A 17608-nucleotide genomic window follows, 5' to 3' on the forward strand; every position below is an offset into this window, starting at 1 on the left:
CAGGGGCAATGCGAAGAGATCCTTTCTTTCCGCGGAAAGCGGGCGGGCCCCGCGGACCCTCTTGCGGAGACATGACAAGGCTGCGCATACTTTTTTGTACTGACTGGTCAGTTCAAGGGAGGGGATCGTGCACAGCACCCCGCACGGGGCGGCCGTCACCGCCACGGGCTACGGCCTCCGGGGCCCGCGCGGCTGGGCCTTCCGGGACGTCGGCCTCGCGGCGCAGCCGGGTTCGCTGATCGCCGTGGAAGGCCCGTCCGGCTCCGGACGCACCTGCCTGCTGCTCGCGCTCACCGGCCGGATGGCGACCACCGCCGGTACGGCCGAGGTCGCGGGCCTGCCGCTGCCGAAGAAGAAGGCAGCGGTACGAGCGGTCACCGCCCTCGCTCACGTACCCGGTGTCACCGATCTCGAACCCGCGCTGACCGTGGCCGAGCAACTGCGCGAACGCGTCCTGCTACAGCGCCGGTTCGGCGACTCTCCCCCAGCTACCGCCGGGGGCACCCTCAGCGCGCTGCTGCGTCCGCGCCGGGAGCGTACAGCAGCAGCCCGCGCCCGGATCGACGCGGCCCTGGAAGCGGCCGGCCTGGACCTGGCCACCCTGCCCAAGGGCGACCGGACGTCCATACGCGACCTGGAACGGCCGGAGGCGCTGCGCCTGTCGATGGCCCTGGCGCTGATCGGCCGGCCCCGCCTGCTCGCCGTCGACGACACCGACATGAAGCTCTCCGACGCCGAACGCGCAGATCTCTGGGCGACGCTGCACTCCCTCGCGGAGTCCGGCACGACCGTGCTCGCGGTGTGCAGCCAGGCGCCGGGCGGCGCGGTCGTGGCGCGCACCGCCCCGCGAGGCGGCGTAAGGGGCGCCGAAGCCTCCGGCGCCGACGGCACGGGCACCCCCGACGACGAGAAGGGGGCGGCGGATGCGCTCGCCGAGACTGGCCGCGCTTGAGCTGAAGCGGTTCGGGAGGGGCAAGCTGCCGATGGCGGCGCTGATCGCCCTGCTCCTGCTGCCGCTCCTGTACGGCGCGCTGTACCTGTTCTCCTTCTGGGACCCGTACGGGCGCCTGGACAAGATCCCCGTCGCGCTCGTCAACGAGGACGCGGGTGCCGAGGCCAAGGGCAAGAAGGTCACGGCCGGCGACAGCATCGTGGACGGTCTGCGCGACAGTCACACCTTCGACTGGCACGAGGTGAGCGCCGAAGAGGCCGACCAGGGCGTCGAGGACGGCTCGTACTACCTGTCGCTGACCGTTCCCGAGGACTTCAGCAAGCGGATCGCGTCCAGTGCGGGCGACCATCCGGAGACCGGCGCCCTCCAGGTCCGCACGAACGACGCGAACAACTACATCGTCGGACAGATCTCCCGCACGGTCTTCTCCGAGGTGCGCTCGGCGGCCTCGGTGAAGTCCTCGCGCAGCTTCTACGACAACATCTTCGTCTCCTTCTCGACACTGCACGACAAGACGCAGGAGGCCGCGGACGGCGCCGGGAAGCTCAAGGACGGCATCGGGCAGGCCCAGGACGGCACCGGCGAACTCAAGGACGGGCTGGGTACCGCCAAGGACGGCAGCGGCACGCTGGCCGCCGGCCTGAAGGACCTCGACGCGGGCGCCGGCCGGCTCGCCACCGGCACCGCCGACCTCTCCAAGGGCGCGTCCGCCGCGTCCCGGGGAGCGGACCGGCTGGCTTCCGGTTCCGGCCAGGTCGCCCAGGGCACCCAGCAACTGGCCGACAAGGTCAACGGCGTGGTGGGCGAAGTGGGGCCCTTCATACGGGCGCACGGCAAGGAGATCGGGCGGATCGCCCAGGCGGTCGCCGACGGTTCGCAGGCCGTACGCGACAACCTGGACAAGCTGCCACGCGCGGCCGACGCGGGCGCCCGGCTCTCCCGGGGGATGTCCGACCACCTCGCGGAGTTCTACCGGCAGCGGTGCGGCGCCGGGGCGCGGCCCGACGCCTCCTGCGCCGAGCTGAAGCAGCTCAAGGAGCAGGCGGCGGCCGCCGCGGCCAAGGCCGAGGAGATCAGCGGCTACGTCCACGACCGGAAGAACCTCGACCAGTTGGGCCGCGACCTCGACTCGCTGCACCGGCTGGCAGGCGAACTGGCGCGGCGCGGCCCGACCCTCGGCGCCGACATGGACGCCGCGGTCGCGAAGATCAACCAGCTCAACGCGGGCGCCCACCAGGTCTCCGCGGGCGCCGGCAAGCTGGCCTCCGGGACCGGGAAGCTGGCGGACGGCGCGGGCCGGGCGGCCGACGGGGCCCGGAAACTGCACGACGGCGCGGGCCGCGCCGCGTCCGGCGCGGGCGAACTCGACCAGGGGGTCGGCAAGCTGGAGGACGGCGCGCAGACCCTGTACGGCGGCATGTTCAAGCTCTCCGACGGTTCCGAGAAGCTGGCGGGCGGGCTGCGCGACGGTGTGCGGCAGATCCCCGACTACGGCAAGCAGGACCGGGACGCCCGTACGCGCGTGATGTCCGACCCGGTGCAGCTCGCCTCCCAGGCGGCGCACCGCGCGCCCAACTACGGCACCGGCTTCGCCCCGTACTTCATCCCGCTCTCCCTCTGGGTCGGCGCGATGGTCGCGTACATGCTGATTCCGCCGCTCAACCGGCGCGCGCTCGTCATGGGCGCGGGCGCCTGGCGGATCGCGGTGTCCGGATGGCTGCCGGTGTTCGCCCTCGGGGTGCTCCAGACGGCCGCGCTGATGTCCGTCCTGCACTACGGTCTCGGCCTCCGGATGGAGCGGCCGGCCGGCACGATCGGCTTCCTGCTGCTGGCCACGGCCTGCTTCGCGGCGATCGTGCAGTGGCTGAACGCCCGCTTCGGGCCGGCCGGACGCATTCTGGTGCTGGCGCTGCTGATGCTCCAGTTGACGTCGGCGGGCGGTACGTACCCGGTGCAGACCAGTCCCGGTTTCTTCAACGCCATCCATCCGTACCTGCCGATGAGTTACATCGTCGAGGGGCTGCGACGGCTCATCACGGGCGGTGACCTCGCGCCCGTGTGGCAGGGCAGTGCCGTCCTGCTCGCCTTCACCGCCGCCGCGCTCGCGCTGACCGCCTGGGCGGCGCGCGGGAAGCAGGTCCTCCGGATGAAGGACCTCCACCCGGAGCTGAGCCTGTGAGCGCGCGGGCCGCCGGGAGCGGCACAATCTCCCCCATGGACAGCTCCAGCACGCGCCGCCAGACCACCCGGCGCAAGCTCTTCGAGGCCGCCGTCACGCTCATTGCCGAACAGGGCTTCTCCTCGACGACGGTGGACGAGATCGCCGAGCGCGCGGGTGTCGCGAAGGGCACCGTGTACTACAACTTCGCGAGCAAGAACGAACTCTTCGAGGAGTTGCTGCGGCACGGCATCGAGCTGCTGGCCACCTCCCTCCAGGAGGCGGCCGACGCGTCGGCGGACCGCGGCGGCAGCCGGGTGGACGCGCTGGACGCGATGATCCGGGCGGGGCTGGACTTCATCGCCCGCTATCCGGCGCTGACCCAGCTCTACGTCGCCGAGCTGTGGCGCACCAACCGGGCCTGGCAGTCGACGCTGATGGTGGTGCGGGAGCGGGCCATCACGGTCGTGGAGGGCGTGCTCCGGGAGGCGGTGGCGGGCGGTGAGCTGAGCGAGGACATCGACATCCCGCTGACGGCGTCCGCGCTGTTCGGGATGGTGCTGGTGGCGGCGCTGGACTGGCAGTCCTACCAGCCGCACCGGTCGATCGACGACGTGCACGCCTCGCTGTCCCGGCTCCTTCAGGGACGGGTGAGCGGGCACCCGTAGGCGCCCGTGGGCGCTCCCGGGTGCCCGGCACGCCCTCGGAGCGCCTGTCCGTGCGCCCCGGGGCGCACACAGCGGCGGGGGGGGGGGGGGGGGGGGGGGGGGGGGGGGGGCGGGGGGGGGGCGGGGGGGGGGGGGCGGGGGCGGGGGGGGGGGCCGGCCGGCGGGCGGCGCGGGGGGGGCGGGGGGGCCCCCCCCCCGCGCGGGGGGGGGGGGCGCGGGCGCGCCCCCCCCCCCCCGGGGGGGGGGGGGGGGGCGCGCCGCCCCCCCCCCCCGCCGCTGTTCCGTACCAGGCGCGCTGCCCCGGGCCGGATCGTTCCCCCGGCGATCCGTCCAGGACAGCGCTTCCCCCGTGGGGCCCCGTACCCCCGTACTTTCCCCCGTGGAGCCCCCTATCTTCCCCCGTACTCCCCCGTCACGTCCGGGCTGCCGTGCCGTTCCGCCGCCCCGTGCCGGCGGTGCCGGCCCGGCGTCCCTTCCGTGCTGCACACTCTTCCGTCCGCGCAGGTCGCAGCCCATCCGCGTACCTACTCATCTCGGTGACTGAGTACGGATACTCAAACCTGAGCACCGGCGCGCAGCGGCTGGTTACGATCTCCTGCGTGTCGGTACTCCCCCTTGTCTTCACCAGCGGATGGGCCAGCGGAATCAACGCCTATGCCGTGGTCCTGCTCCTCGGCGTGCTCGGTGCCACCGGAGTCGCCGACGAGGTGCCCGCCTCCTTGCAGCGCACCGATGTGCTGATCGTGGCGGGGGTGCTCTTCCTGATCGAGGCGGTCGCCGACAAGATCCCGTACGTGGACTCGGTCTGGGACGCCGTGCACACGGTCGTGCGGCCGGTGTCCGGCGGGGTCGTGGCGGCGCTGCTGGCGGGCCACGACGGGTCGCTGCCCGAGCTGGCGGCGGGCGCGGTGGGCGGCACCAGCGCGCTGGTCAGCCATCTGGTCAAGGCGGGCACGCGGATGGCGGTCAACACCTCGCCGGAACCGGCCAGCAACTTCGTGCTGAGCACCCTGGAGGACCTCGGGGTCGCGGGCATCGTGGTCTTCGCGGTGTTCCATCCGGTGGCCGCGGCGGTCGTCGCCGGTGTGCTGCTGGCCGGCGGGATCGTGCTGGTGGCGTTCCTGTGGTCGCGGGTACGGCGCTTCCTGCGGCGCAGGCGGCAGCGGCGGGAGGAGCGGCACCTGGCGGCGGCGCGGGAGGGCTCGACGCCGGTGGGCTGAGCCGGGGAGGCCGCGGGCCGGGCTGTCCGGCCCGCGCGGCACGGCTCCGGGCGGGCCGTACGGACAGCGCCGTACGGCCTGGGCGGGCTGTCCGGCCGACGCGGTACGGGCCCGGGCGCGGCCGCCGGTGCCGGGCGGGAGCGGCGTTGTCAGTGGCGCCGGATAAAGTCGCAGGCATGGCACGGATTGCGGTGATCGGCGCCGGGATGGGCGCGATGGCGGCCGCCGCCCGGCTGGCCGTCGCGGGCCACCGGGTGGCGGTGTACGAGCGTGAGGCGACGTACGGCGGCGCGGTGCGCCGGTTCGAGCGCGCGGGTTTCGGCTTCGACACCGGCCCCGGGCTGCTGCATCTGCCCGCCGTCTACCGCGACCTGTTCGTCAAGACCGGCCGCGAGCCGCTGGAGAGCGTCGTCGAGCTGTCCCAGGTCGACCCGGCCGCCCGGCACGTCTTCGCCGACGGCACGGCCGTCTCCCTGCCGAACGCGTCACGGGCCGGTGTCCTCGCGGCGCTGGACGGCGCGCTCGGTGAGGGCGCCGGTGAGCGCTGGAGCGCGTTCCTGGGCCGCGCCCGCGATGCCTGGGACCGTACCCGCCGCCCGCTGCTGGAGGAGCCGCTGTGGCCCGACTGGCAGGTGCTCGGGCGTGACCCGTACCCGGCGCTGCCCAAACGCGGGCTGTTCGGGCGCCGCAAGCCGGTGCCGGACGCCTCCCTCGCCGGCATCGCCGCCCACGAGCTGAAGGACCCGCGGCTGACCGCCCTCCTGGAGAGCTACGCCCTGGCGTACGGCTTCGACCCGCGCACCGTCCCGGCGAGCGCCGCGGTTCTTCCGTACATGGAGCAGACTTTCGGAAGTTGGTATCCACGCGGCGGCATCCGGGCGCTGGCCGACGCGCTGTACGAGCGTTGCCTGGCCCGGAAGGTGGAGTTCACCTTCGGCGCCGAGGTGACGCGCGTCGTCGAGGCGGACGGCCGGGCGGCGGGCGTGGAGTTGCGCGACGGCGGGTGTGCCGAGGCGGACACGGTCGTCGCGGGCGTGGCTCCGCAGCGGCTGACGGCCCTTCTGAAGGGCGCGCAGCCGTGGGGCGCGGACGACGTACGGCCCGACGCCGACGCACACCGCCGGACGCCGGGACGGTTCACGGTCGCCCTCGCACTGCGCGGCCCCCGGCCGGCGGACGCGGTCCACCGCACGGTGGTCCACGCGGCCGACCGGGCGGCGGAGTGGGAAACGCTCTTCGGGCCGGACGGCCCGGGAGCGCTGTGCGAGCGTCCGACGGTGACGGTGCTGCGCCCGGACGATCCGACGTCCCGGCCGGACGACGGGCACGAGGCCGCGACGCTGAGCGCCGCCGTCGCCCCGTACGGAGAACTGGCCCTGCCGCCCACCGCTCCCGACGCGGGCTCCGCGTCCGCCGGGGAGACGGCCGCGCAGGCGGCGGCCGCCGACCGGCTGATGGCGGCCGCCGAGGCGGCGATACCGGGGCTGCGGGAGCGGGTGCTGTGGCGGGCCGTGCTGCCGCCCGCCGAGGGCGCGGCGATACCGGGTCCGGCGCTGGCCGGGGCCGGCGGCCGCTTCCTGCGTCCCGGCAATCGCACGCGCATACCGGGGCTGTACGCCGTCGGCGGCTGGACGCATCCGGGCGGCGGACTGGCGCACGCCGGAATGTCGGGCGCCCTCGTCGCGGGCCTGATCGTGAACGGGGACGACTGGCGCGGCTCCGAGTGAGCCGACCCCGCCCGCGGGTGGGCCGACGGCGCCCGCGGGCCCCTCAGTAGCGGTACTGCTGCTCGTCGTAACCCTGGTTCTGGTTCTGCGGGGGCTGGTAGGGCGGGTACGGCTGGTCGGCGCCGGGCTCGTTGCCGCGCTGCTGGGGGACCCATACCCCGCCGGGCGGAGTGTCCCCGTAGGAGGGCTGCGCCTGGGCCTGCGACGGGTCCTGCACACCGGTGTACTGCTGCGCCGGGTATGCCTGGGTGCCGCCGAAGGCGTCGGGCTGGTCGTACGGGTCGTACTGCCCGGCGTACTGCTGCGCGCCGGCGTACGGGTCGGCGTAGGGCGCCTGGCCGCCCTGCTCCTGGCCGTGCAGCCCACCCTGGCCCTGCCCCTGACCGTGGCTCTGTCCCTGGCCGTGGCTCTGTCCCTGGCCGTGGCCCTGGTCCGTGCCGTAAGCGCTGTAGTGGTCGGGGTAGGCGTCCTGCCCGCTCTGGGCGGCGGTGCCGTAACCACCGTCGTAGCCGTAGGCGTCCTGCCCGTATCCCCCGTAGCCGTCGTATGCGGCATAGCCGGGCTGCTGCGAGCGCGCGTCGGGGCTGTATATGCCGTACTGGCCGGTCTCCTCGGGGACCGGCTGCGGGGCGTACACCTCGGTGGCGTCGCCGCCTCCGTAGCCGTTCGGAGTGCTCTCGACGCCCGCGAAGGGGTCCGTGCCGTCGAACGCCGCTGTGCTGTCGAACGCCGCCGTGCCGTCATAGACCGCCGTGCCGGTGTCTGCTTCCTCCGCCGCGGGGACCGCCTCCAGGCCGCTGACCTGGAGGGTCGGTCCGGCGGCGGGGGCCCGGCCGCCGCCCTTGGCCCGGCGGCGCCGGTTGTCACCGCGCTTGCCGCTGTCCCGGCGCTTGCCGCGCAGCGCCCAGCCGGACTGGAAACCGCTCCGGAAGGAGAGCGTGACGTAGGTCTGTCCGACGGCGAAGGCGATGGCGCCGGCCGCTATCACGATCACCGACGGGATGACGACACCGACGACCACACCGAGGAAGCCGGTGAAGGCCAGCAGCCGCCACCGCAGTCTGGCCTTGTACTGGAGCAGCACTTCACTGAGGAGCCAGAGGGCGACACAGCCGAATGCGATGTAGAGGACCACCCAGCCCATGTACGCCCCTCTTCCGCCGCGCCACAGACCGCCGTGGTACGGCAAACCGCCGTCAGGACTGCTGGTGCAGACCCAGATTCTCGTAGATTTCCAGCGTCGCCGTGGAGTGGTTCAGGGTAATGAAGTGCAACCCGGGACTTCCCTCGGCCATCAAGCGCGCACACAGCTCCGTCGCATACTCGATGCCAATGGAGCGTACAGCCGCCGGATCGTCCTTGACGGCGAGGATGCGCTCGGCCAGCTCGGGCGGGAAGGCGGCGTTGCTGAGCTGCGCGAACCGTTCGATCTGGCGGACGTTGGTGACCGGCATGATCTCCGGGATGATGGGCGTCTCGCAACCCGCCGCGGCGACCCGGTCGCGCAGCCGGAGGTAGTCCTCGGCGTAGAAGAACATCTGGGTGATCGCGAAGTCCGCGCCGGCCCGGCACTTGTCGACGAAGTGCCGTACGTCGGTGTCCCAGTCCGTCGAACGCGGGTGCATCTCCGGGAAGGCCGCCACGCCGACGCAGAAGTCGCCCGACTCCTTGATGAGGCGGACCAGTTCGGCGGCGTACAGGACACCTTCGGGGTGCTGGATCCAGTCGCCCATCGGGTCGCCGGGCGGGTCGCCGCGCAGCGCGAGCATGTTGCGGATACCGGCGTCGGCGTACTGCCCGATGATGTTGCGCAGGTCGGCGAGGGAGTGGTTGACGGCGGTCAGGTGGGCGACCGGGGTGAGGGTGGTGTCGGTGGCGATCCGTTCGGTCGCCCGTACCGTGCCCTCGCGGGAGGTGCCGCCCGCCCCGTACGTCACGGACACGAAGGTCGGCGCGACCGCCTCGATCCGGCGAATGGCGTTCCACAACGTCCGCTCGCCCTTCTCCGTCTTCGGGGCGGCGAACTCGAACGAATACGACTGCTTGCCGGAAGCGAGCAGGTCGCGCACGGTCCGTGCGCGATCAGTCCTGGTGGAAGCTGTGCCTAGGGCCATACGTGCAGATTATCCACGGGCTTCCCGCTCACCAACCGGCTCCGGTGAAATGCCCGGATAGCCGCGTTCCGGTCCACACCGTGGACACCGCCCGGCCATCTCCCGTCCAGCGACCCGCGGCGACGGTCACTCCCCGCGAGCGCGCACCCGCTTCGCCAGATCGGCGGCCGCGGCCGCCGGGTCCTCGGCCTCGGTGATCGCCCGGACGACGACCACCCGGCGGGCGCCCGCGTCCAGCACCTGGTCCAGGTTGGACGCGTCGATCCCCCCGATGGCGAACCAGGGGCGTTCGGGCCGCCGCGCGGCGGCGTAGCGGACCAGGTCCAGGCCGGGGGCGTGGCGGCCGGGCTTGGTCGGGGTGGGCCAGCAGGGTCCGGTGCAGAAGTAGTCCACGCCGGGCTCGGCCAGCGCGGCGTCCACCTCCGCCTCGGCGTGGGTGGACCGGCCGATCAGCACGTCGTCGCCGAGGACGGCACGGGCGGCGGGCACCGGCAGGTCGCCCTGGCCCAGGTGCAGGACGTCCGAGCCGATGGCGTGGGCGACGTCGGCGCGGTCGTTGACCGCGAGCAGCTTGCCGTGCCGGCGGCAGGCGTCCGCGAAGGTCTCCAGGTGGGCCAGCTCTTCGGCGGCCTCCATGCCCTTGTCGCGCAGTTGCACGATGTCCACGCCCGACGTGAGCACCGCGTCCAGGAAGGGCACCAGGTCGCCCTGGCGCTTGCGGGCGTCCGTGCACAGGTAGAGCCGGGCGTCGGACAGGGCATGGCGTGCGGTGCTCATCGAGCGGGTCCCCCCAGGTCTGCGGCGTACGGACCGGGCCTTCCGGCCCGTACGCCAGTGGTGCGAAGACGGTCGCGGCCACGGGTGCGGTCACGACGGTGGTACGGCTGCGGACGCACTCGGCGCACGGGTGCGCCCCGCAGCAGGGAGCGGGCCTAGACGGCGAGCGCCTGGGCCCGGCGCTTCACCTCCGTACCGCGATTCTCCCGCAGGGCCTGGGCGGGGGTGCCCGGCAGGGTCTCGTCGGCGGTGAAGAGCCATTCCAGCATCTCCTCGTCGGCGAAGCCGTCGTCCCGGAGGAGCGTCAGCGTCCCGACGAGGCCCTTGACGACCTTGCCGTCCTTGATGAAGTCGGCCGGCACATGCAGGGCACGGTTCTCGCCACGGCGCACCGCGATCAGCTGGCCCTCCTTCACCAGCTGCCGCACACGCGTCACCTCGACACCGATCATCTCGGCGATGTCGGGGAGGGTGAGCCAGGCGGGGACGAGTCCATCGATCTTTGCGTCAATCTCGGTCACGGGACAAGCCTGCCACCTCGCGCTGACAGCCGGTAGCCGGGCATCGCCATCGGCGCAGCCCACAGCACCCGAACGCACCGCCGGACGCGCCACCGGGCAACGCCACCGGACGCACCACCCGCCGGAGCCACGGGCCCGGCTCCGGCACCGGGTTCCGCCCCACGCCGCCTCGGGTCGCCCCACGCCCCCCAGGCCGCCTCAGGCCGTCCCAAGCCGCCCCAGATCACCCCGGGCCGCCCCGCGTCGCCTCAGACCGCCGCCGACTTCAGCGGTACGGACGCGTCCGCCGCCATCCGCCGGTCCAGCACCGCGCCCCGCTCGATGAGCCTGCGTCCCTGGGCCAGGTCACGGGGCCGGCCGACCGCCAGCAGCGCGACGAGCACGCCCTCGCGCAGCCAGACCACCGACCAGGCGGCGCTCTCCGGGTCGCCGCGCCACACCGTCTCGTCGGCGCCCGCGTGGTGCCCGGCGTACTGCACGAAACGGCCGAACTGCTCGGACCAGAAGTACGGGACCGGGTCGTACACCGGCCCCTCGGCGGCGCCGCGGACGATGGTGGCGGCCACCGTGCGCGGCCCGTGCAGGGCGTTGTCCCAGTGGTGGACCAGCAGGCGGCTGCCGTAGCGGGCGGACGGGAAGGAGACGCAGTCGCCGACCGCGTACACGTCGGGCTGCGTGGTGCGCAGCCGTTCGTCGGCCAGGACGGAGCGGTCCTCGGGCGACAGCTCGACGCCGGAACCGGCCAGCCAGGAGGTCGCGGGGCGGGCGCCGATGCCCACGACGACCGCGTCGGCGGTGAGCACCGCGCCGTCGGCGAGCGTCACCGCGCCCTCGGTGACCGCGGCGACCCGGGCGCCGGTCCGCAGCCGGGCGCCGCTGTCCTCGTACCAGGCCGCCATGGGAGCGGCGACCTCGGCGGGCAGCGCGCCGGCCAGCGGCCGGTCGGCGGCCTCGACGACCGTCACCCGGCAGCCCGCCTCGCGCGCCGCCGTGGTGAACTCCGCGCCGATCCAGCCCGCGCCGACGACCACGACCTCGCGCTGCCCGGTCAGTACGGGCCGCAGCCGCTCGACATCGTCGAGGGTGCGCAGGACGTGGACGTCCGGCAGCCCGTCGCAGCCGGGCAGCGTGACCGGTTCGGCGCCGGTGGCGATCACCAGGTGGTCGTACGGCAGCGGCCCGGCGTCCGTCTCCAGTACCCGCGAGCCGGCCGCGAGCCCTATGGCGCGGCGGCCCAGCAGCAGTTCGATGCCGAGCGCCTCGAAGTCCACGTCGAAGGCGGACCCGTCGGCCTTGCCGAGCAGCACGGCCTTGGACAGCGGCGGGCGGTCGTACGGCTGGTGCGGCTCTTCGCCGAGCACCGTGACCGCTCCGCGCCAGCCCTGTTCGCGCAGGGCGACGGCGGTCTGCACACCGGCCAGTCCGGCGCCGACGATGACGGCGCGCCGGTTGCGTTCGGCCGCGCGCTCGGCGGATTCGCGGTCCTGGCGCGCGCGGTCAGGGTCCTGGGGCTGGGTCTGCTCGCTCACCCGATCACTGTAAGACGGTGTGTCTCGCGACCTGGAGCACCGCGCAACGAGATCTATGACACAACGTCACGGTCCGTGACCCGCCGGCGCCGGCCCCGCTCCCCGCTCCCGGCGCTCCCTTACGGCGCGTCGGCGGCCCGTACTAGGGTTGCCGGTGAACGCACACGCGGGAGCCCGGACGCGACCGGGCTGAGAGGGAGGCTGACGCGGCCTCCGACCGTACGAACCTGATCCGGGTCATGCCGGCGAAGGGAGGGGCTGGACGCCCATGCATCCACCCGTACGGAACACGCATCCACCCGCACGGAAACCGACACCCCCCGGGGCGGCCTCCGCCCCCGGCGCGAGCCCCGACGTGCTCGTCATCGGCGGCGGCGTCATCGGCCTGGTCACCGCATGGCGGGCGGCCCGGCTCGGGCTGCGGACCGCCGTCGCCGATCCGGACCCCGGCGGCGGCGCCGCCCAGGTCGCGGCGGGGATGCTGGCCGCCGTCACCGAGCTGCACTACGGCGAGCAGACGCTGCTCGGCCTCAACCTCGCCTCCGCGCGCCGCTACCCCGAGTTCGCCGCCGAGCTGACCGAGGCGAGCGGGCTGGACCTCGGCTACCGCCGGTGCGGCACCCTGGCCGTCGCGCTGGACGCCGACGACCGCGCCCACCTGCGCGACCTGCACGCCCTCCAGCTCCGCAGCGGCCTGGAGTCCGAGTGGCTGACGGGGCGCGAGTGCCGGCGCCTGGAGCCGTTGCTCGCGCCGGGCGTGCGCGGGGGCCTGCGCGTGGACGGGGACCACCAGGTCGACCCGCGGCGGCTGGCCGCCGCGCTGCTCGCCGCCTGCGAGCGGGCCGGGGTCGTCCTCCACCGCGCCGCCGCCGAGCGGCTGACCGTCGTGCGGGGCCGCGCCACCGGCGCCGAACTGGCCGACGGCACTCGGATCACGGCCGGGCAGGTGGTCCTCGCGGCGGGCAGCCGGAGCGGGCTGCTGGCGGGCGTCCCGGAGGACGTGCTGCCGCCGGTCCGCCCGGTCAAGGGCCAGGTGCTGCGGTTGCGGATGCCGGACGGCCTGCCCGGCGGCGTACCGTTTCTGTCCCGCACCGTACGGGCCGTGGTGCGCGGCGGCCCGCTCTACCTCGTACCGCGCGAGAACGGCGAGCTGGTCGTCGGCGCCACCAGCGAGGAGCTGGGCTGGGACACCACAGTCACCGCGGGCGGGGTCTACGAGCTGCTGCGGGACGCCCATGAGCTGGTCCCCGGCATCACCGAACTGCCCCTGGTCGAGTCCCGCGCCGGCCTGCGCCCCGGCTCGCCCGACAACGCGCCGCTGCTCGGCCCGACCGCGCTGCCCGGCCTGCTGGTGGCGACCGGCCACCACCGCAACGGGGTGCTGCTGACGCCGGTCACGGGCGACGTGATGGCGGCGGCGCTGACCGGCGGCCCGCTGCCGGAGGAGGCCCGGGCGTTCACCCCGGACCGCTTCGCGCCGGACGCGCCCGGCCTCCCGACCTCGTCCGGCTCCGTGCCGCCGTCCGGCCCCGTCCCGCCGTCCGGTCCCGTGCCGTCGCCGGGCCCCGTCCCGTCGTCCGGTCCCCCTCAGGCTCCCGCGAACGGCACCGACCAGGGCCCCACGGCCGCCCCCGCCCCTCAGGAGCAGTCCGTATGACCGTCACCACGCCCATCACCGTCTCCGTGAACGGCGAGCCCCGGGAGTTCCCCGGCGGGCTGACACTGGACCGGCTCGTCGCCGGTCTGACCACGGCACCGGGCGGCGTGGCCGCCGCCGTCAACGAGGCCGTGGTGCCGCGCGGCCAGTGGCCCGCCACCGCGCTCGGCGACGGCGACCGCGTCGAGGTCCTCACCGCAGTACAGGGAGGCTGATCCGTACGTCATGGCCGACGATCTCCTCACCATCGCCGACACCACCTTCCACTCCCGTCTCATCATGGGGACGGGCGGGGCGCCCAGTCTCGACGTCCTGGAGCGGGCGCTGCTCGCCTCCGGTACGGAGCTGACGACGGTCGCCATGCGCCGCCTGGACCCGAGCGTGCAGGGTTCGGTGCTGTCCGTACTGGAACGGCACGGCATCCGTGTGCTGCCGAACACCGCGGGCTGCTTCACCGCGGGCGAGGCGGTGCTGACCGCCCGGCTGGCCCGGGAGGCGCTGGGCACCGACTGGGTCAAGCTGGAGGTGGTCGCGGACGAGCGCACGCTGCTGCCCGACCCGGTCGAGCTGCTGGACGCCGCGGAGACCCTGGTGGACGACGGCTTCACCGTCCTGCCGTACACCAACGACGACCCGGTGCTGGCCCGCAAGCTGGAGGACGTGGGCTGCGCCGCGATCATGCCGCTGGGCTCCCCCATCGGCTCCGGACTCGGCATCCGCAATCCGCACAACTTCCAACTGATCACCGAGCGGGCCGGGGTCCCGGTGATCCTGGACGCGGGCGCCGGCACCGCCTCCGACGCCGCCCTGGCCATGGAGCTGGGCTGCGCCGCGGTGATGCTGGCGTCGGCGGTGACCCGTGCGCAGGAGCCCGTCCTGATGGCGGAGGCGATGCGGCACGCGGTCGAGGGCGGCCGGCTGGCGTACCGGGCCGGGCGCATCCCGCGCCGCCACTACGCGGAGGCTTCCTCCCCGGCGGAGGGCGTCGCCGCGCTGGACCCGGAGCGCCCGGCCTTCTGAGCCACCGGGCCTCTCGGGGTACGGCGGACACCCGAGGCACGGCGGGTGGCGCCCCTGATCGGCCGCCGCCCGCCATCGCCCGCCACCACCCGCCCCGCGAAACGGGCATCCGGCACATCCCGGCCCGGCCGACGGCCCGCCCCTGTCACTGTTCGGATGCAATGGCCCACGGTTCCGGGCAGGGCGTCCGGCACCGCCGCGGCGGCTCGTAGACTCGTCTGCCGTGGATACGACCCTTCAGGACCCGCTGGTCGGGCAGCTGCTCGACGGCCGGTACCAGGTGCAGGCGCGCGTCGCCGCCGGCGGCATGGCCACGGTCTACCGGGCCGTGGACACCCGGCTGGACCGGGTGCTCGCCCTGAAGGTGATGCACCCGTCGCTGGCGGCCGACGCCGCGTTCGTCGACCGCTTCATCCGCGAGGCCAAGTCCGCAGCCCGGCTCGACCACCCCAACGTGGTGGGCGTCTACGACCAGGGCACCGACGGCACGTACGTGTACCTGGCCATGGAGTACGTCGCCGGGTGCACGCTGCGCGACGTCCTGCGCGAGCGCGGCGCCCTCCAGCCGCGGGCGGCGCTGGACATCGCGGAACCGATCCTGGCCGCGCTGGGCGCCGCCCACCGGGCCGGGCTGGTGCACCGCGACATGAAGCCGGAGAACGTCCTGATCGGCGACGACGGCCGGGTCAAGGTCGCCGACTTCGGCCTCGTACGGACCGTGGGCACGAACAGCACCGCCTCGACCGGCTCGGTCCTGGGCACGGTCTCCTACCTGGCACCCGAGCGCATCGAAGACAGTACGGACGGTGCGGCGGGGCCGCCCGCGGACGTCTACGCGTGCGGTGTCGTGCTGTTCGAGATGCTGACCGGCGGCAAGCCGCACTCCGGCGGCAGCGCCGCCCAGGTGCTCTACCAGCACCTGCACGAGGACGTGCCGGCCCCTTCCACGTACGCGCCCGAGCTGGCGCCGCAGCTCGACGACCTGGTCGCCGCGGCCACCGCGCGCCGCCCCGAGCTGCGCCCGCAGGACGCGGTGACGCTGCTCGCGCAGACCCGCACGGTACGGGCCGAGCTGACCGACGCGCAGCTGGACGCGGTGCCGCCGCAGGCCAACGAGGCACCGGCGGACGGCGCGGCGGCGGGCTCCGAGGACCGTACGAGCGTGCTGCCGCGGTCGGCCGTACAGCCGCCGCTGCCGCTGGAGGAGCCGCTGAACCACACCAGCAGGCTGGAGACCCCGCCACCGGACCCGGCGTCGGCGGCCGAGCCGACCACCCGGCTGCGCCCGGCGGCGGCCGCCCCGCGGTCCGGGACATGGACCGGGGTGCGGGCCGGGCTGCTGCGGACCCGGCGTAGGACGGCCTCGGTGATCGCGGCCGTGCTGCTCGTGCTGGTGGTGGGCGCGGGCGTCTGGTACATCAACTCCGGACAGTTCACCACCGTCCCGGCCGTACTGGACATGACGCAGGCCAAGGCGGAGCAGACGCTGCGCGCCGAGGGCCTGGAGGTGCGGGTGAAACGCGCCTTCAGCCCGAACGTGGAGCGCGGCCACGTCATGGCCACGGAGCCGGAGAACGGCAAGCGCATCCGCGGTACGGGCACGGTCACCATCACCCTGTCCAAGGGCCCGGAGATCGTCCAGGTGCCCGACCTGGCGGGCACCCCGGTCGCCGACGCCAAGCGCAAGCTGCGCGACCTGGGGCTGACCGTCGGCACGGTGCACAAGAAGTTCTCCGACGAGGTCGCCAAGGGGTCGGTGATCGGCACCGATCCGGCGGCGGGCAGCAAGCGGCGCCCGGAGACCGCCGTCGCGCTCACGGTCAGCCGCGGCGCCGAGGTCGACGTGCCGGACGTGACCGGCCGGGACCGGGCGGACGCGGAGGCGACGCTGCGCGGCGCGGGCTTCGAGGTGAAGATCGCGGACGGTACGGTGCACTCCCCGCACGACAAGGGCAGGATCGCCCGGCAGGCGCCGGGGGCGGGCGGCAAGCTGGGCCGCGGCGACACCGTGACGCTCACGCTCTCCGCGGGCCCCGAGATGGTCACCGTGCCGGACGTGACGGGCAAGACCGCCGCCGACGCCGAGCAGGCACTGTCCGACGCGGGCTTCGAGGTCGAGGTCAAGAAGCCGTTCCTGTTCCCGAGGGACAAGGTCGAGAGCCAGTCGGTCGCGGGCGGCGGGCAGGCGGCGAAGGGCAGCAGGATCACCATCCGGCTGGAGAGCGTGCTGTGAGCCGAGGCGGCGCCTCCGGTGCCGCCTCCCGGGCCCGCTGTGAGCAAGGACGCCCGCCCGCACGCCGGGACGGGCGCCCGGCACCTGGCACCCTTGACGGGTGAGCACCTCCCCTTCCCCGCAGAATTCTCCACAGAACATTTCGCAGGACTCCCGGCAGCGCGCCCGGGAGCGCAACCCGGTCGGCGGCCATGTGCCGGTGGCCGGCGGCCTGGCCAAGGTCGGCGTCCCGTACGCCCGTGACATCGGCGGCGAGGCCGTACAGGTCTTCGTCGCCAACCCGCGCGGCTGGGCGACGCCGCCCGGCAGCCCGCAGCAGGACGAGGCGTTCCGGGAGGCGTGCGAGCGGGAGTCGCTCCCGGCGTACGTGCACGCCCCCTACCTGATCAACTTCGGCTCGCACACCGCGGAGACCGTGGAGAAGTCCGTGCTCTCGCTGCGCCACTCGCTGCGGCGCGGCCGGGCGATCGGCGCGCGGGGCGTGGTGGTGCACACCGGCTCGGCGACCGGCGGGCGGCCCCGCTCCGAGGCCCTGACACAGGTACGGGAACGGATGCGTCCGCTGCTGGAGGAGCTGACGCACGACGACGACCCGTGGCTGCTGCTGGAGCCGACGGCGGGGCAGGGCGCGTCGCTGTGCGCGCTGGCGGAGGATCTCGGCCCGTACTTCGACGCGCTGGACCGGCACCCGAAACTGGGCATCTGCCTGGACACCTGCCACGCCTTCGCGGCCGGGCACGACATGGCGGCGCCCGGCGGCATGAAGGCGCTGCTGGACGAGCTGGTCGACGTCGCGGGCGAAGGTCGGCTGAAACTGATCCACGCCAACGACTCCAAGGACGTCGTCGGCGCGCACAAGGACCGCCACGAGAACATCGGCGCGGGGCACATCGGCGCCGGCCCGTTCGGTGAGCTGTTCCGGCACCCGGCCACCCTGGGCGTACCGCTGGTGATCGAGACGCCGGGCGGCAAGGAGGGGCACGCGGCGGACGTGGCCCGCCTGAAGGATCTGCGCCACCCGGCCTGAGGCGC

General features: G+C 74.3%; 15 protein-coding genes and 1 riboswitch. Of the genes, 10 read left to right on the top strand and 5 right to left on the bottom strand.

Annotated features, from left to right (window positions below; translation table 11 throughout):
• Positions 1–127: 127 nt before the first annotated feature.
• From ACZ4QV_RS24710 to ACZ4QV_RS24730, 5 genes are all read left to right on the top strand, one after another.
• Positions 128–952: an ATP-binding cassette domain-containing protein gene (locus ACZ4QV_RS24710; protein ID WP_467763411.1), complete on the top strand. Its 825-nt coding sequence runs from the start codon at positions 128–130 to the stop codon at positions 950–952.
• Positions 924–3131, top strand: coding sequence for a YhgE/Pip family protein (locus ACZ4QV_RS24715; protein ID WP_467763412.1), 2208 nt, complete (start codon positions 924–926; stop codon positions 3129–3131). The genes ACZ4QV_RS24710 and ACZ4QV_RS24715 overlap by 29 nt, the downstream gene beginning before the upstream one ends.
• 35 nt (positions 3132–3166) lie before the next feature.
• Positions 3167–3778 (top strand): TetR/AcrR family transcriptional regulator, encoded by a 612-nt coding sequence (locus ACZ4QV_RS24720; RefSeq protein ID WP_361142962.1) that lies wholly within the window; start codon positions 3167–3169, stop codon positions 3776–3778.
• Between the two features lie 599 nt (positions 3779–4377).
• Positions 4378–4998, top strand: coding sequence for a DUF4126 domain-containing protein (locus tag ACZ4QV_RS24725; protein ID WP_361142965.1), 621 nt, complete (start codon positions 4378–4380; stop codon positions 4996–4998).
• Between the two features lie 176 nt (positions 4999–5174).
• Positions 5175–6725: a phytoene desaturase family protein gene (locus tag ACZ4QV_RS24730; RefSeq protein WP_361142968.1), complete on the top strand. Its 1551-nt coding sequence runs from the start codon at positions 5175–5177 to the stop codon at positions 6723–6725.
• A gap of 43 nt (positions 6726–6768) precedes the next feature.
• Here the strand turns inward: ACZ4QV_RS24730 and ACZ4QV_RS24735 are convergent, their stop codons facing one another.
• The 5 genes from ACZ4QV_RS24735 to ACZ4QV_RS24755 all read right to left on the bottom strand — a co-directional run bounded on the left by ACZ4QV_RS24735 (position 6769) and on the right by ACZ4QV_RS24755 (position 11666).
• Positions 6769–7869, bottom strand: coding sequence for a hypothetical protein (locus ACZ4QV_RS24735; protein ID WP_467763413.1), 1101 nt, complete (start codon positions 7867–7869; stop codon positions 6769–6771).
• Positions 7870–7921: 52 nt separating this feature from the next.
• Positions 7922–8839 carry a methylenetetrahydrofolate reductase [NAD(P)H] gene (gene metF / locus ACZ4QV_RS24740; RefSeq protein WP_361142973.1) on the bottom strand — a complete coding sequence of 306 codons (918 nt, stop codon included), beginning with the start codon at positions 8837–8839 and terminating at the stop codon, positions 7922–7924.
• A gap of 126 nt (positions 8840–8965) precedes the next feature.
• The gene (gene thiE, locus ACZ4QV_RS24745) at positions 8966–9616 is read right to left on the bottom strand and encodes a thiamine phosphate synthase (protein ID WP_361638378.1); all 651 of its coding nucleotides are present in this window, start codon (positions 9614–9616) and stop codon (positions 8966–8968) included.
• Positions 9617–9771: 155 nt separating this feature from the next.
• Complete coding sequence (locus ACZ4QV_RS24750; RefSeq protein ID WP_030020891.1) at positions 9772–10137, bottom strand: Rv2175c family DNA-binding protein; 366 nt, start codon at positions 10135–10137, stop codon at positions 9772–9774.
• A 248-nt stretch (positions 10138–10385) separates the two neighbouring features.
• Positions 10386–11666 (bottom strand): NAD(P)/FAD-dependent oxidoreductase, encoded by a 1281-nt coding sequence (locus ACZ4QV_RS24755; RefSeq protein ID WP_467763414.1) that lies wholly within the window; start codon positions 11664–11666, stop codon positions 10386–10388.
• Between the two features lie 155 nt (positions 11667–11821).
• Positions 11822–11937: riboswitch (TPP riboswitch) on the top strand.
• A gap of 84 nt (positions 11938–12021) precedes the next feature.
• On the opposite strand from ACZ4QV_RS24755, the gene thiO reads away from it, so the two are divergent.
• The 5 genes from thiO (at position 12022) to ACZ4QV_RS24780 (ending at position 17603) form a co-directional block, all read left to right on the top strand.
• The gene (gene thiO / locus ACZ4QV_RS24760; protein WP_361876159.1) at positions 12022–13323 is read left to right on the top strand and encodes a glycine oxidase ThiO; all 1302 of its coding nucleotides are present in this window, start codon (positions 12022–12024) and stop codon (positions 13321–13323) included.
• On the top strand, positions 13320–13538 hold the full coding sequence (gene thiS, locus ACZ4QV_RS24765) for a sulfur carrier protein ThiS (RefSeq protein ID WP_030020888.1): 219 nt from the start codon (positions 13320–13322) through the stop codon (positions 13536–13538). Before thiO ends, thiS begins: the two co-directional genes overlap by 4 nt.
• Before the next feature lie 10 nt (positions 13539–13548).
• Positions 13549–14343: a thiazole synthase gene (locus ACZ4QV_RS24770; RefSeq protein ID WP_361638376.1), complete on the top strand. Its 795-nt coding sequence runs from the start codon at positions 13549–13551 to the stop codon at positions 14341–14343.
• 223 nt (positions 14344–14566) lie between these two features.
• The gene (gene pknB / locus ACZ4QV_RS24775; RefSeq protein WP_361589624.1) at positions 14567–16576 is read left to right on the top strand and encodes a Stk1 family PASTA domain-containing Ser/Thr kinase; all 2010 of its coding nucleotides are present in this window, start codon (positions 14567–14569) and stop codon (positions 16574–16576) included.
• A gap of 139 nt (positions 16577–16715) precedes the next feature.
• On the top strand, positions 16716–17603 hold the full coding sequence (locus tag ACZ4QV_RS24780; RefSeq protein WP_361145146.1) for a deoxyribonuclease IV: 888 nt from the start codon (positions 16716–16718) through the stop codon (positions 17601–17603).
• Positions 17604–17608: the final 5 nt, after the last annotated feature.

The sequence above is a fragment of the Streptomyces sp. NPDC026394 genome (assembly GCF_055567735.1).

Bases quoted from the DNA above. Each gene is read 5' to 3' on its own strand.
- ACZ4QV_RS24770 (WP_361638376.1), top strand. From the start codon at position 13,549: ATGGCCGACGATCTCCTCACCATCGCCGACACCACCTTCCACTCCCGT.
- ACZ4QV_RS24735 (WP_467763413.1), bottom strand. From the start codon at position 7,869: ATGGGCTGGGTGGTCCTCTACATCGCATTCGGCTGTGTCGCCCTCTGG.
- metF (WP_361142973.1), bottom strand. From the start codon at position 8,839: ATGGCCCTAGGCACAGCTTCCACCAGGACTGATCGCGCACGGACCGTG.
- thiE (WP_361638378.1), bottom strand. From the start codon at position 9,616: ATGAGCACCGCACGCCATGCCCTGTCCGACGCCCGGCTCTACCTGTGC.
- ACZ4QV_RS24720 (WP_361142962.1), top strand. From the start codon at position 3,167: ATGGACAGCTCCAGCACGCGCCGCCAGACCACCCGGCGCAAGCTCTTC.
- thiS (WP_030020888.1), top strand. From the start codon at position 13,320: ATGACCGTCACCACGCCCATCACCGTCTCCGTGAACGGCGAGCCCCGG.
- ACZ4QV_RS24715 (WP_467763412.1), top strand. From the start codon at position 924: ATGCGCTCGCCGAGACTGGCCGCGCTTGAGCTGAAGCGGTTCGGGAGG.
- ACZ4QV_RS24730 (WP_361142968.1), top strand. From the start codon at position 5,175: ATGGCACGGATTGCGGTGATCGGCGCCGGGATGGGCGCGATGGCGGCC.